Raw genomic sequence first — 13,259 nt, forward strand, 5'->3', positions numbered from 1 at the left:
TGCACGTTTTTTCGCTGCCTCACTTTTCACAACGCTGGAAAAACCGTAGATTCCTGAACGAATTAACCTTTCTAAAAACCGTTCATCCAAGCTGGTGCCATGACACATCGCTTCTTTCTTGCTCCCCTCCTTTTGCTCTTTCTATACACGCCGCTTACTGCACAAGTCAAACTGGACTACTACCTACCCAAAGTTGACTACAATCCTCAAGTGCCTACCCCTGAGGCGTTCTTTGGTTTTCAAATTGGCGAATGGCATTTGCGTCCTGACCAGATTGATGCCTACCTTTATGCGCTCGCCGCTACCAGTGAGCGAGTTACAATCGAGCGAATCGGCAAAACATATGAAGAGCGACCGCTCCTACTGGTTATCATCACTTCACCAGAAAATCAGCGTAACCTTGCCTTCATTAAGCAGCAGCATAAAGACCTTACCAATCCACAGAAGTCCAGCCGCCTGTCCATTGAATCAATGCCTGTGGTGGTTTGGTTAGGTTACAGCGTGCACGGTGACGAACCCAGTGGCGCTAATGCTGTGCCGCTTATTGCGTATCATCTTGCGGCCGCGCTTGACGACGAAGTCGAAAAGTGGCTTCGCAATACGATTATTCTTCTTGACCCGCATATCAATCCTGACGGCATTGCACGCTTCGCACAATGGGCGAATATGCACAAAGGCAAGCACGTGATTGCTGACCCAGAGCATCGTGAGCACAATCAACTCTTTCCTGCTGGGCGATTTAATCACTATTGGTTTGATTTGAACCGTGATTGGCTGCCTGTGCAACTTCTCGAAAGCCAAGCCCGTCTGGCTAAGTTTCATGAGTGGATGCCAAACATTCTAACCGACCATCATGAGCAAGGCACGAATGCGACCTTTTTCTTTCAGCCGGGTGTGCCTTCACGAAATCATCCGCTCTTGCCTAAGCGTACTATTGAGCTGACCGAAGCAATTGCACAGTACCACGCCAAAGCCCTTGACGAAATTGGCTCGCTTTATTTCACGAAGGAGAACTATGATGACTTCTATTTCGGCAAAGGCTCTACTTACCCAGACCTGCAGGGCTGCATTGGCATTCTCTTCGAGCAAGCCAGCTCTCGCGGGCATGCGCAAGAAAGCGCGAACGGTGTGCTGACTTTTTCCTTCACCATTCGCAATCAAGTGGTTACCACTTTCTCTACACTGCGAGCTGCACAAGCCCTGCGGAAGGATTTGCTATCACACCAGCGCGACTTTTTTGCTTCCGCTTTAGTGGAAGCAGAGAAATCACCTGTTAAGACATATATCTTTGGCTCCCCAAGCGACGCTGCAAAGAATTTTCATTTTGTTGATTTTCTGCGGCGGCACGGCATAGAAGTGTATGAACTAACCAAAGACCTCAAAGCAGGAGGCACTGAGTTCAAGGCTGGTAAAGCCTTTGCTGTGCCCACCAATCAACCGCAGTATCGGTTAATTACGGCTATTTTTGAGAAGCGCACCTCGTTTCAGGATAGCCTTTTTTACGACATTTCAGCTTGGACCATGCCGCTGGCATTTGGCTTGCCTTTTGCAGAACTTGGCTCACGCGTAGAGGGCAAGCGCATTGACACGCTGATTTTCCCACAAGGCAAAGTGATTGGCAGCAAAGCCAGCTATGCATATCTCTTTGATTGGTCGCCCTACTATGCACCGCGCGCTCTGTATCAACTGCAGAAAGCTGGGCTTCGCGTCAAAGTTGCCACCCAGCCTTTTGAAATCACGACTCAAGCTGGCATGCGCAAGTTTGATTACGGCACGGTAATGGTGGCTGTAAGCCAGCAGCGCCTCTCACCAGATTCACTCTTTGCACTCATGGAGCGTGTGGCAAGGTCAAATGCATTGGAGATTTATGCCGTTAGTACTGGGCTTTCAACTGTCGGCTTAGGCAGCTCGAGCTTTGAGACAGTGTCGCTACCACGCCTTGCTATGCTTACGGGCGTGAGCATTACGCCAACGGACGCTGGCGAAATCTGGCATCTCTTAGACCAGCGCTTCGATATAGAGCTTTCGCTCCTCGAACTGTCACAATTAGGCAGAGTCAATCTTTCCAAGTATTCGGCAGTGCTGATGCCAAGCGGCAGTTACAGTGCACTGGATTCAGCAGGCATTGCGAACCTACGCCGATATGTCTTGCAAGGCGGCACTCTCGTGGCAATAAAAGGTGCAGTGGAGTGGCTCATTCAGCGCGGCATTATAACAGAGAAAATTAAAAAGCCGAAGGACGATACGGCACGCATCCGTCGTCCCTTTGAACACATTGAGGAAGACGAACGCGCCCAAACTATCACGGGTGCAATTTTCGAGGCTACGCTTGACCGCTCGCATCCGCTTTGCTTCGGCTACGAGAGTGACAAAATTGCACTCTTTCGTGACCACACACTTTTTTTAGAGCTTTCACGCAACCAATACGCCACACCCTTGCAATACACTGCAAAGCCGCTTCTTTCTGGCTACATCTCCAAGCGAAACGAGGAAGCGCTGCGCAACACCGCTGCTGCACTGGTGAGCCGCGTCGGCGCAGGGCGTGCTATTCTCTTTGCCGATAACCCTAATTTTCGTGCCTTCTGGTATGGCACAAATAAACTTTTTCTCAACAGCCTTTTCTTTGGTGCGATAATGACACGTGGTGCACGTGCTGAAACACCCAATGAAGACGCTTCACATTAACACTAAACTGTAACTCTAAATGAAAGCTCTCATACTTTGCCTCGCGCTTGCTTTTCTTGCCTTGCCCTTAGCCGCACAGAAGCGGAATGCTTCGCGAACACCTTCCTTGCCAGAGTTTCTGCTCTCATCGCAGGAAACAGCTGCGCACATTCGCTTCCTCGCTTCTGATGAATTGATGGGCCGAATGACGGGCGAAATCGGCAATAACGTTGCGGCACGCTACATCGCTGAGCAATTTCGGCTCTACGGCTTAAAAGAGGTACAAGGTGCAGCTGGTTACTACCAGAAAGTACCCCTTGTGAAAGTGCGACCACCAAAAGATGCGTTTTTGGTTTGGGGGACTGATACGCTGCGTCAAGGCAAGGATCTATTGGTTCTAAATGGCTCAAAACTGACTGTGACTGCGCCTGTTGTGTTTGCCAAACACGGCATCGTTGATGACAAGGCAGGACGCAACGATTACGAAGGCATAGACGCAAAAGGCAAAATCGTGGTGGTCAAACTCGGCGATGCTGACAATACCGATGTGCGGCAAGCCCTGCGTTTGCGAGAAACCAAGCAGAAGGCCGCCGCTGAGCGTGGGGCGATGGCACTCCTTGAACTCTATGATGCCACTGTCCCATGGTCGCTTATTATGCAGTTTGCTAACCGTGAGACCATTCAACTTCCTTCTGAAGAAACCGCTCACCTCACATACATCTGGCTTAGCGATGCTGGGAAAACATATCTCGAGCGCGCCCTGCGCACTGAAAGCCTCACGATTGAATCCAGTGGGCTTCAGCGCGAGCCGTTCTTCTCACAAAATGTGATTGGTCTTATTGAAGGCAGCGATCCCAAGCTCCGCAATGAATACATTTTGCTTAGTGCGCACTACGACCACATCGGCACAGGACGACGTCCTAACCAAACTGATACAATCTTCAACGGCGCTCGCGACAACGGCATGGGCACCACCGCTCTCCTTGCCGCCGCCAAAGCCTTCTCCCAGAAACCGCCCAAGCGATCGGTCATCTGTTTGGCTGTGACTGCAGAAGAGGTAGGGCTTTTAGGTAGCCAATACTACGCCACACACCCCCTCGTGCCGCTGGAACAAACTGTTTTTAATCTTAATGTTGATGGCGCTGGCTACAACGATACCACCATTGTAACCGTCATTGGTTGGGAACGCACCACTGCAATGAAAGACATCGAAGCAGGCGCCAAGGCTTTTGGTTTGGGCATTATTAGCGACCCTGCACCAGAGCAAAATCTCTTCGACCGCTCCGACAATGTTAGCTTTGCTGCAAAAGGCGTCCCCGCACCGACCTTCAGTGAAGGCTTCCGTAGCTTCGACGCAGAAATTGGCAAATACTATCATCAACCTGCTGACCAAGCCGACGAGAATTTCAACTTTTCGTATCTGCACCGATTCTGTCAAGCCTACATTCATGCCGCGCGCCGTATTGCTGACCGTCCTGAGCGTCCTCGCTGGGTCAAAGGCGATAAGTATGAACCCGCGTTCAATCTGCTCTACGGCAAAAGGTAGCGACCTCTGACTTTCCCGCCATGCCCTCGCCCTAAAAGGCGTAGAGCGAGGGCAACACCAATTCACCGCATTCGAACTTAACCCTCTTTGATTGCCCTGAAATTGCACGTAATTTCGCCCACTTTCACTGCAACCAAAGAACCAAAGCACGATGAGACTTTTTCTCTACCAGCTTTTGACCTTTTCACTTTGCTTTGTCATTTCCGCTCCGCTTTACGCCCAGCGCGAGCAGCTTGGGATTCGCTATGAGCAATTTGGCGTGGTGAATTTGGACCGAGCAGAGCCGTCGCTTGCAGGCAATTCGTTCAGCGCCTCTGCGCTTTCTCTGAACGCTTCGTTTAAGGTGTTTTTGGACAAGCGTGGGGCATCATCGCTAACAGTCGGAGCGCAGTATCGCTTTGTGTCAATTGCGCAAAGTATCAATGTGCGTCCGAGTAATAACCCCGGCCCAAGTGTGCCTGCACCACGCGAAGCACACCTGCTTTACTTAGACTTGGTGTGGCAACAGCGACTTTCTACGGACTTTACTTTGCTGGTCGCCGCACGTCCAGGTATTTTTTCAGACTTTCGCAACATCGTCTTTGACCACACTCGTTTGGAAGGCGCAGCGTTTGTAGACTGGCGGCTCAGCGATGAGCTTACCTTAGGACTGGGCGCCTCCCGCACCAGCAACTTCGGGCGCGTGCTCATTGTGCCCATTCTTCATATCATCTACTTTGGCGGCGAACTTTTTATGATTGATGCCATCATTCCACGCAACCTTGACTTTATCTTTTACCCGTCAAAAGAATGGGAAATTGGACTTAGTATTTTGCTTAATGGCAGTGAGTATCGTGTAGGTGATGCCGCTCTGAACAACCTCAATATGAATCAATTTGGCTTTGCAAACCTGACAGTTGGCCCGATTGTTCGGTATCAATTCTTGGAGAAAACATACCTCTCGCTGGAAGGCGGCTATACGGTTCTGCGACGCACAGAGCTTGCCGATTACCGCCTCTCAGGCGATGCACGATTTCTGGTTCAGTTCAACCCTGCTAACACATGGTTCATACGTGCTGGCTTTCAAGTGATGTATTAACCCACAGGCTTGGCGATGAAGGTGTTTTATTCTGACCGATACACTATCCCGCTGCCAGAGGGGCATCGCTTCCCAATGGAGAAGTATCGGCTGATTCGCTTTGCGCTTCTGCGTGAAGGCGTAGTGCGTGATTCAGAGTTGCAGGAGCCGCCGCTTGCCACACGCGAGCAATTGCTTCTGGCACACTCTGCTGAATACGTCGATGCAATGTGCCGCGGCACAGTCTCGCCTGACGTGATTCGCCGCATTGGCTTTCCATGGAGCGAGGCCTTAGTGATTCGCTCACTTGCAACAGTTGGTGGTGCCATTGCAGCAGCAGAAAGCGCGTTGCACGATGGCATATCGGGCAACTTAGCTGGCGGCACGCATCATGCATTGCGACATTCTGGTGAGGGCTATTGTGTCTTCAATGACTTAGCTGTTACAGCTCTCTGGCTGCTTAAGTATCGCCGCGTGCACCGCATTGCCATCATTGACTTGGACGTCCATCAAGGTAACGGCAACTCCGACATCCTTCGTCATCGTGAAGATGTCTTCATTTTCAGTATGCACGGCGAAAAGAATTATCCCTTCCGCAAAGTGCCCTCTACGCTTGATGTAGCGCTACCCGATGGCACCGATGACCAGACCTTCCTTGACGCCCTTGCAGCGCATCTGCCTAAGGTGTTTGCCTTCCGCCCTGACCTTGTGCTCTACCAAGCTGGCGTCGACCCGCTCAAGGAAGACACCTTAGGTCGGCTGGCTCTTTCACACGACGGCTTAATGCAGCGCGACCGCCTTGTGCTCTCGGAGTGTAGACGACGTGGCATTCCCGTCTCGCTGGCATTAGGCGGCGGATATGCCAAACCAATTGACCTCACGGTAGACGCGCATGTTGGTACTTACAAAGTCGTGCGAGAAGTGTTTTAGCTGCTTAGTCCCTAAGCATCACTCTCTTCTTCTCTTGCAAGCCATGTTGTATTTTCGCCGCATCACCTTTTGACAACCATAAACACACGATGCTATGCACAGAGCAAAGCTGACCTATCTTTCTCTCTTTGTTTGCTTTTTTCTTCTGACTTCACATGGATATGCACAAGATTCCAAAGCAATATGTAGTGAAATTGATGCCTTGCTCGAGCAAATTAAGTTAGCCGAAGCCAAAGCGAAGGTCGATGAAGCCTTAGCCAAATTTCCAAATGATTTTGAGGTTACATGGCGCGCTTCGCGCGTCTATGTCGCATATGGGGATACTCAGCCGAAAAGCGAGCAAGAGAAAATTTACATTCGTGCAAAAGAACTTGCCGATGAAGCCATCAGGCTCAATCCGCAGTCCTCAATTGGCTATGTGCGCCGTGCTGTGGCAAATGGCAAGGTTGCTTTGTTCAAAGGCGTGCTGACTGTCAAAGACCTTGTCAAGCAAACACGCGCTGATGCCGAGAAAGCCATTCAGCTGAACAACGGCGGTGAGCAAGTCTTAGCCACGGCTTACTATGTGCTCGGTCGTGCTCACCTCAAGCTCTCGGAGACACCTGAAGTGATGCGTATGCCGATTGGCTTAGCGTGGGGCAACTTGGACGATGCCATCAAAAACTTAGCAAAGGCAGTGGAGTTGCGTGGCGACTTTGTGATGTTTCGCTTGGACTATGCCCGTGCCTTAGAGCGTGACGATCGATTCGCTGAAGCCCGCGCTCAGCTTGAGAAAATTGCCTCGCTTAAAGTGCAAGAATACGGCGATGAAGAGCGCAAGAAAGAAGCCGCTCAGCTCTTGGAGAAATTGAAAGGCAAGTAAAAAGCGGTCATTCACTTAATCACGTGCTTCACTCTCCTTAGCCGTCCGCACCGTGTGCATTGCTAAGATGCGTGCATTTTCGGCTTTAACTTCAGGCTTTTCTCGCCATGCCCAAAGCAGGCGGTTCGCTGTACGGTAGGCTTGCTCAAAGTTCAGAATCGGTCTTGGATAGTCTCGCCCTAATCGCACGCCGAACAAGTCTTCCTCCAGTGCGGTTAGCTTGTTAGGTGTGTGAATGAGGCTATTTGGCAAAGCGTTCAGCTCGGGGCACCACTGTCGGATAAACTCACCGTCAGGGTCATTCTCTATTGACTGCTTGATAGGATTGTAGGTGCGAATGGTGTGCACGCCTGTTGTGCCTGCTTGCATCTGCACCTGTGGATAGTGAATGCCGGGTTCATAATCCAAGAATTGCTGCGCCAGAAATCGCGCCCCCTCTCGCCAGTCCTGCCAGCAAAGATGTGTGAGAAACGACACGAGCATGGCACGCATTCGGAAGTTAATCCAGCCCGTTGCTTTCAGGCATCGCATTGCTGCATCGACAATAGGGAAGCCTGTTTGACCTGCTTTCCACGCCTCGATCAGCATACCGTTATACGGTTTTTGAAGGCGGTCAAACCCTCGATTGAAATTTTCTGTCTCAATGCGGCACTCGGACTCAAACTTTTGAATGAAGTGGTCGCGCCATGCAAGGCGTGCCTCAAATGCGGTCAAATTTTTCTGCACGCGCTTTGGCATCTCAGCTTTTGCCTTTTGCAGAGCGTGATAGACCTGTCGCACCGATAAGTTCCCCCACGCCAAGTAAGGCGAAAGCCGAGAGCAACTTTTGCGACTTGCGGCAGGCTTTGAGAGTGAAGCAAGATACTGCTCGCAGCGCTCCGAAAGAAAGGAGTGCAAATACTGCTTTGCGCTGCGCTCGCCCCCTTGCTGCATCACTGCCTCTCTTTCATTGAGTCCATCAGGCCGCTTTGCACACAGCGCTTGCTCCAACTCTGGGGACAATCTCACGGTTTGGAGCTTATCGAGATTCGGCTGCGCCAGTGGCGCAGTCATCACTTTCTGCCAATGTTCTGCCCAGCCCACACGATGTTTTAGCCCTCGCTGCACAGCACTGTGCGGAAATTCTTGCCACTGAATACCGCGCCGTTTGCAGAAGGCTCTCACCGCTCTGTCGCGCGCAAATGTCGGCGCCGTGCCAATTTCTTCTTCCGAGAAAATCGTCTGAATACGATACTGACTTGCCAGCTGCCCAAGCACTTCCAGCATCTCTGCATAGAAGAGGTATAGCCGATGCTGGCGTTTGGCAAACGCTTCTTGCATCTCTTGGAGCGATTGGTAGGCAAAGCGCCAGTGGCGAATGTTCCAATCGGGATAGCTTTGCACGCTGGGCTCAAAGGTAAAAAATAGCAAGGCTGGTAGTGCCGATTCTGCTGCAGCTTTTAGCGGCATGTTGTCCTCGAGGCGCAAATTGCGCTTGAACCACACCAAGTTAATCTGCTCCATCGCCTTTTACCGCACCATTTTGAGCATAAGCCACGAGAGCCACACACTGCGTAAGCTCCAGAGCACCGTGCGAAGCCAGTTTGTTGCAACCAGTGACTGATGCACCGCTGCATTGAAGCCATAACTTAGCTGAGTATGCTTCGGCACTTGCAGAAGCGCAGTAGACAGCCAGATAAGGCTGAGCATCACTAAACCCACAATCGCCTCGACGGCACTTACAGCATGCGGTCGCTCAAAACACAGCCAGAGTGCGGTGAGAAGCTCTATCAGCATAGGCACTATTACCACGCTGGTTGTGAGCGTTGTGTGCAAGGCTTCATAGTCTTTGAAGGCCTCACTGCCCACACGGCTAAAGAGCGGGTAGTGCACCACCTGCACAAACCAAATCACGCCTGTCATAAAAAGCGTGGTGGTAAAATTCAGAAGTAAAATTAGCGTAGAAAGGGTAGGCAAGCGTTACTTCTTTTCAGCTTGAAACTCTCCATGGGGCAAATAGCGTTCCAACAGTGGCAGCTTGTATCAACAGACAGATAAAGCGGGAGATTGGTGCAGCACAGCACGATCTCCCAAGTGTAGTGCAGCTTGGTATTTTTCGAAACATAGAAAATTCAGCAAGGCAAACTATGACACAAGACTTCACTACCTCTGCACGTGAAAACCGCATCAGTCTCTGGATTAGCGTAAGTTTTCTCTGGGGCACGATTTTCTACATCTCTTCTATCTTTGTGCTCACCCTTGTGAGCGAGCAATGCGGCAGCTCTTTTCACCCCGACTTTTTGGATAGCGTTAAATCCTATTTCTTTTATGCCGTCTTGATTGTTGCCGTTGCGTTAGGTAGCTATGTGGTCAATAAGCTCTATGACCCTACTGGTGAGAAGCGTCAAAGACGCATTCGTGAAGTTAGTGCAGGTCGAAAAGAGCAAGTATTTGTTTCGTTCTTGGGCAGCATTGCTACCAGTTTCATTTTTTGCCTGATGACCGCCTTAGCGTTCTGGGCAGCACATTTGACAATTGGTGTTGCGTTTGATATGCCGTTCAGCACGGTGCTGATTGGTTCTCTGGCGAATGTGATTCCCGGCATATTAGGTTCTTTGGCGACGGGACTGGTCTTTTTAGGCTTAAAACTCACAGGCCGATTTCCGACCAGTGAAGCGATGCCGTAATGCAGTGCTTTTGTTATCTTAGCGCGCTGCAGTTTCAACCTTAACCACATCGCACATGTCGTCATTAATTGTTCTTGGCATCATCTTAGTCATCGTCGGCTTCGTTGCTGCTGGCACGAATCCAAACTATCAGCGTTTTTCCGCGCTCTTTCGCTTGGGTGGCGTCGCTGTTATTGCTATTGGCATTTTAGCCAAATCCATCGTGCAGATTGATGGTGGCACAGTGGGCGTCAAGCGGCTCTTTGGTGAAATTCAAAGCGATGTGCTCACTGAAGGGCTGCGTTTTATCAATCCACTGGTTGATGTCGTGCGCTTCGACATTAAGACGCAGAACTATACAATGTCAGGTGCTAACGATGAGGCAGGTCGCTCAACGGACGATGCACTCCGGGTTCTCAGCGCAGATGGGTTAGAAGTGGTGCTTGATGTCACCGTACTTTATCGTGTTATCCCAAGTGAAGCCCCTCGTCTTTTGCGGGAAGTCGGGGTTGACTACCGCGATAAAATTGTGCGCCCTATTATTCGCACTGCAATTCGCGATAATGCGGTCTACTACAATGCGGTTGATTTATACTCCACCAAGCGCGATGAATTTCAGCAGCGCATTGTGGAGAAAATCCGCAAGGATTTTGAATCACGTGGTCTTTTCTTGGAGCAAGTCTTGGTGCGCAACATCGCCTTACCCCCTTCGGTGAAAGCTGCTATTGAGGCTAAGATTAATGCTGAACAAGAGGCGCAAAAGATGCAGTTCATTTTACTCAAAGAGCAGCAAGAAGCCGAGCGTAAGCGTGTGGAAGCGCAAGGCATTTCGGACTACCAGAAAATCATTAACAGCACCCTCACCGATAAGCAACTCCAATACGAGCAAATTAAAGCAATGCAGGAGCTGGTTAAATCACCAAATGCAAAAGTGATTTTTATGGGCAGAGGCGCCGGCGCATCTGTCTTGATTGGCGACAAGTAACGCTCCCTAAGGCAACACACGCTGTGAGAATTCTCGACCGATATATTCTCTCACAATACGCGCAATCGTTCCTCTTTGGCACGATTGCGTTCATTGCGCTTTTTATTTTGATTGACGTCATTGAGAAAATCGACTACTACATTGACCGCAAAGCGAGTTTTTTTGCCGTTGCTGGCTACTACCTCTACCTCCTTCCTGAAAATATCAAGCTCACTGCACCTATCAGTGCACTTTTGGCTGCACTCTTCGTCACAGGCAATCTTTCTAAGCAGACGGAGCTGACGGCCATGAAAGCCAGCGGCATTAGTCTGTATCGGATTCTGGTGCCGTTTTTCATTGTCTCAGCCGTCATCACGGCAGTGGATTTTCTTTTTTCTGGCTGGATTGTACCCTACACAACGCGTGAGAAGCAAAAATTTGAGTCGGTGCAGCTGGGCAAGACATTCTGGACGGGTGGCAGTCGCAGCAATTTTAATATCTTGGACAAAGCAGATCGCTTGGTGAGCATTGGCTACTTCGACGATGCGCAAAGTATCTGCTACAATGTTAGCGTGCAGCAATTTGAAGGCTCTTCAATGCGCTGGCGCATTGACGCCAAGCAGATGATTTTCGACACGCTCTCCAAGCGCTGGGTCTTGCAAGATGCCATCTGCCGAAATTTTCTCTACCAGCCTGAACAGTTAATCGTTGAAAGCGCGATTGACTCTTTTAGCTTTTCTTTTACCCTGCGTGATTTACGCGAAAACACCTCAGCACTTGACCTACTCACCTTGCCCGACCACCGTGCCTTTATTGAGAAACGTCAGCGCAGTGGCTTTGAGGCAGTCGATGAAGCCCTTGTGAAGTATCACAGCAAAATCGCCTTTCCACTGGCCTGCCTCATTGTCGTGCTGATTGGTGTACCACTTTCTGCCACCAAAAAGCGTAGCGGCTTGGCGCTGGAAGCAGGGATTAGTATCTTGATCGGCTTTATCTACATTGGCTTGCAGCAAACTTTTGCCACACTGGGCTACAAGGGCGAGATTCCGCCTTGGCTAGCGGCATGGTTTCCAAACTTGCTGTTTTTGGCTGTTGGACTGGTCCTGCTATGGAAGGCGCAAAAATAAATCTTCATACCTTAGGGCAGCGCGGGGAAGCCCTTGCCGCAGAGTTTTTGAAAGCGAAAGGCTTTGAGATTTTGGCGCAAAACTACCGCTGCGGCAGAAACGAAATTGACCTTATTGCCAAGCGCAATAATGTGATTTCCTTTGTGGAAGTCAAAACACGGCGCAGCTATGAATTTGGTCACCCTGCTGAAGCGGTTACCAAATCTAAGCAGCGTGAGATAGCCAAAGCGGCACTATGCTACATTGAGCGTGCTGCGCATCAAGGCGTTACCTATCGGTTTGATGTTGTGGCAGTTATGTTGCACCACACGCCTCCAGCTATTGAACTTATTGAGGACGCATTCCGAATTTTCTAACGCAGACTTGTAAGATGAAAGCGCTCATTACTTCTGGCGGACATGGCACACGCCTTCGCCCAATTACACACACTCAAAACAAGCATCTTATACCGATTGCCAATAAGCCTATGCTGCACTATGCAATTGAAGCAGTCGCTGCAGCTGGCATCAAAGAAGTGGGCATTGTTACAAATGCTAAGAGCAAAGATGTGGAGAATGCCATCGGTTCAGGCAAAGAGTTCGGCGTGCGCATTACCTACATTCCGCAGGAAGCACCGCTTGGACTGGCACATGTGGTTAAAATCTCCCAAGACTTTATCAAGGATGAGCCATTCATCTTCTACTTGGGCGATAATATGCTGGTAGGGGGCGTCAAGCGCTTTATTGATGAATTCTACGCACAAAAATCAAACTGTCATCTTACGCTAGCGAAAGTCAAAGACCCAGAGCGCTTTGGCGTGCCTGAAATTTGCAATGGTCGCATTGTCTCCATTGAGGAAAAGCCCAAACACCCTAAATCCAGTTATGCGGTCGCTGGCATTTACATCTACGACTCACACATTTTTGAAGCGGTGAATGCAATTCAGCCGAGTGCGCGTGGTGAGTTGGAAATTTCTGATGCTCACCAATACCTGCTTGAAAAAAACTACCGTGTTACATACTCCGAAATCACAGGCTGGTGGAAAGACACAGGTAAGCCCTTTGATTTGCTGGAAGCCAACCGCCTTGTTTTAGAAAATCAAGAGACCTTGATTGAGGGCGAGGTGGATAAAGACTCCACGATTACAGGCAAGGTCGTTATTGGCAAAGGCACGAAAATCCAAAATAGCGTTCTGCGCGGCCCGTGCATCATTGGCAAAAATTGCCTCATTAAGGATAGTTACATCGGGCCTTTCACATCTATCTACGATGATTGCTTGGTTAACAAATCTGAGATTGAGTTCAGTATTGTGCTGAAGAGCTGCCGCATTGACGAAGTCGGTATCCGTATTGAGGAAAGCCTTTTGGGCAATGATGTGCATATCGTGCGCTCCACCAGAAAGCCTAAAACCAATCGCTTTATGCTGGGCGACCAATCACGCGTGGAAGTTGTGTGAACCTCACAAAATCCAGACCCGTTAGCGCC

The 13,259-nt window shown here is 50.0% G+C and carries 12 protein-coding genes; 10 read left to right on the forward strand and 2 right to left on the reverse strand.

The window, feature by feature from the left end; all coding sequences use genetic code 11:
- Positions 1-99 precede the first annotated feature (99 nt).
- From NZM05_06980 to NZM05_07000, 5 genes are all read left to right on the forward strand, one after another.
- Entirely contained in the window at positions 100-2,685 is a 2,586-nt protein-coding gene (locus tag NZM05_06980) for a M14 family metallopeptidase (GenBank protein ID MCS7013360.1), read from the forward strand.
- A gap of 19 nt (positions 2,686-2,704) precedes the next feature.
- A complete protein-coding gene (locus NZM05_06985; GenBank protein MCS7013361.1) occupies positions 2,705-4,210 on the forward strand; it encodes a M28 family peptidase in 1,506 nt (501 codons plus the stop codon).
- A gap of 151 nt (positions 4,211-4,361) precedes the next feature.
- Positions 4,362-5,288: a DUF6268 family outer membrane beta-barrel protein gene (locus tag NZM05_06990; protein ID MCS7013362.1), complete on the forward strand. Its 927-nt coding sequence runs from the start codon at positions 4,362-4,364 to the stop codon at positions 5,286-5,288.
- 15 nt (positions 5,289-5,303) lie between these two features.
- On the forward strand, positions 5,304-6,197 hold the full coding sequence (locus tag NZM05_06995; protein MCS7013363.1) for a histone deacetylase: 894 nt from the start codon (positions 5,304-5,306) through the stop codon (positions 6,195-6,197).
- Positions 6,198-6,291: 94 nt separating this feature from the next.
- Positions 6,292-7,059, forward strand: coding sequence for a tetratricopeptide repeat protein (locus NZM05_07000; protein MCS7013364.1), 768 nt, complete (start codon positions 6,292-6,294; stop codon positions 7,057-7,059).
- 15 nt (positions 7,060-7,074) lie between these two features.
- Here the strand turns inward: NZM05_07000 and NZM05_07005 are convergent, their stop codons facing one another.
- A complete protein-coding gene (locus NZM05_07005; protein MCS7013365.1) occupies positions 7,075-8,562 on the reverse strand; it encodes a DNA photolyase family protein in 1,488 nt (495 codons plus the stop codon).
- Between the two features lie 6 nt (positions 8,563-8,568).
- Positions 8,569-8,961 (reverse strand): hypothetical protein, encoded by a 393-nt coding sequence (locus tag NZM05_07010; protein MCS7013366.1) that lies wholly within the window; start codon positions 8,959-8,961, stop codon positions 8,569-8,571.
- Positions 8,962-9,185: 224 nt separating this feature from the next.
- Between NZM05_07010 and NZM05_07015 the strand changes: the two genes are divergently transcribed.
- Genes NZM05_07015 through NZM05_07035 form a run of 5 tightly spaced genes read left to right on the forward strand, consistent with a single transcriptional unit; the run spans position 9,186 to position 13,230 of the window.
- Positions 9,186-9,725 carry a hypothetical protein gene (locus tag NZM05_07015; protein ID MCS7013367.1) on the forward strand — a complete coding sequence of 180 codons (540 nt, stop codon included), beginning with the start codon at positions 9,186-9,188 and terminating at the stop codon, positions 9,723-9,725.
- 55 nt (positions 9,726-9,780) lie between these two features.
- On the forward strand, positions 9,781-10,689 hold the full coding sequence (locus NZM05_07020) for a prohibitin family protein (GenBank protein MCS7013368.1): 909 nt from the start codon (positions 9,781-9,783) through the stop codon (positions 10,687-10,689).
- Positions 10,690-10,712: 23 nt separating this feature from the next.
- Positions 10,713-11,795 (forward strand): LPS export ABC transporter permease LptG, encoded by a 1,083-nt coding sequence (gene lptG, locus NZM05_07025; protein MCS7013369.1) that lies wholly within the window; start codon positions 10,713-10,715, stop codon positions 11,793-11,795.
- Positions 11,777-12,151, forward strand: coding sequence for a YraN family protein (locus tag NZM05_07030; GenBank protein MCS7013370.1), 375 nt, complete (start codon positions 11,777-11,779; stop codon positions 12,149-12,151). The genes lptG and NZM05_07030 overlap by 19 nt, the downstream gene beginning before the upstream one ends.
- A gap of 14 nt (positions 12,152-12,165) precedes the next feature.
- Positions 12,166-13,230, forward strand: coding sequence for a glucose-1-phosphate thymidylyltransferase (locus NZM05_07035; protein ID MCS7013371.1), 1,065 nt, complete (start codon positions 12,166-12,168; stop codon positions 13,228-13,230).
- Positions 13,231-13,259 lie beyond the last annotated feature (29 nt).

It is taken from the genome of Chloroherpetonaceae bacterium (assembly GCA_025056565.1).
Classification (GTDB): domain Bacteria; phylum Bacteroidota; class Chlorobiia; order Chlorobiales; family Thermochlorobacteraceae; genus Thermochlorobacter.

Bases quoted from the DNA above. Each gene is read 5' to 3' on its own strand.
- NZM05_06980 (MCS7013360.1), top strand. From the start codon at position 100: ATGACACATCGCTTCTTTCTTGCTCCCCTCCTTTTGCTCTTTCTATAC.
- NZM05_06985 (MCS7013361.1), top strand. From the start codon at position 2,705: ATGAAAGCTCTCATACTTTGCCTCGCGCTTGCTTTTCTTGCCTTGCCC.
- NZM05_06990 (MCS7013362.1), top strand. From the start codon at position 4,362: ATGAGACTTTTTCTCTACCAGCTTTTGACCTTTTCACTTTGCTTTGTC.
- NZM05_06995 (MCS7013363.1), top strand. From the start codon at position 5,304: ATGAAGGTGTTTTATTCTGACCGATACACTATCCCGCTGCCAGAGGGG.
- NZM05_07000 (MCS7013364.1), top strand. From the start codon at position 6,292: ATGCACAGAGCAAAGCTGACCTATCTTTCTCTCTTTGTTTGCTTTTTT.
- NZM05_07005 (MCS7013365.1), bottom strand. From the start codon at position 8,562: ATGGAGCAGATTAACTTGGTGTGGTTCAAGCGCAATTTGCGCCTCGAG.
- NZM05_07010 (MCS7013366.1), bottom strand. From the start codon at position 8,961: ATGACAGGCGTGATTTGGTTTGTGCAGGTGGTGCACTACCCGCTCTTT.
- NZM05_07015 (MCS7013367.1), top strand. From the start codon at position 9,186: ATGACACAAGACTTCACTACCTCTGCACGTGAAAACCGCATCAGTCTC.
- NZM05_07020 (MCS7013368.1), top strand. From the start codon at position 9,781: ATGTCGTCATTAATTGTTCTTGGCATCATCTTAGTCATCGTCGGCTTC.
- NZM05_07030 (MCS7013370.1), top strand. From the start codon at position 11,777: ATGGAAGGCGCAAAAATAAATCTTCATACCTTAGGGCAGCGCGGGGAA.
- NZM05_07035 (MCS7013371.1), top strand. From the start codon at position 12,166: ATGAAAGCGCTCATTACTTCTGGCGGACATGGCACACGCCTTCGCCCA.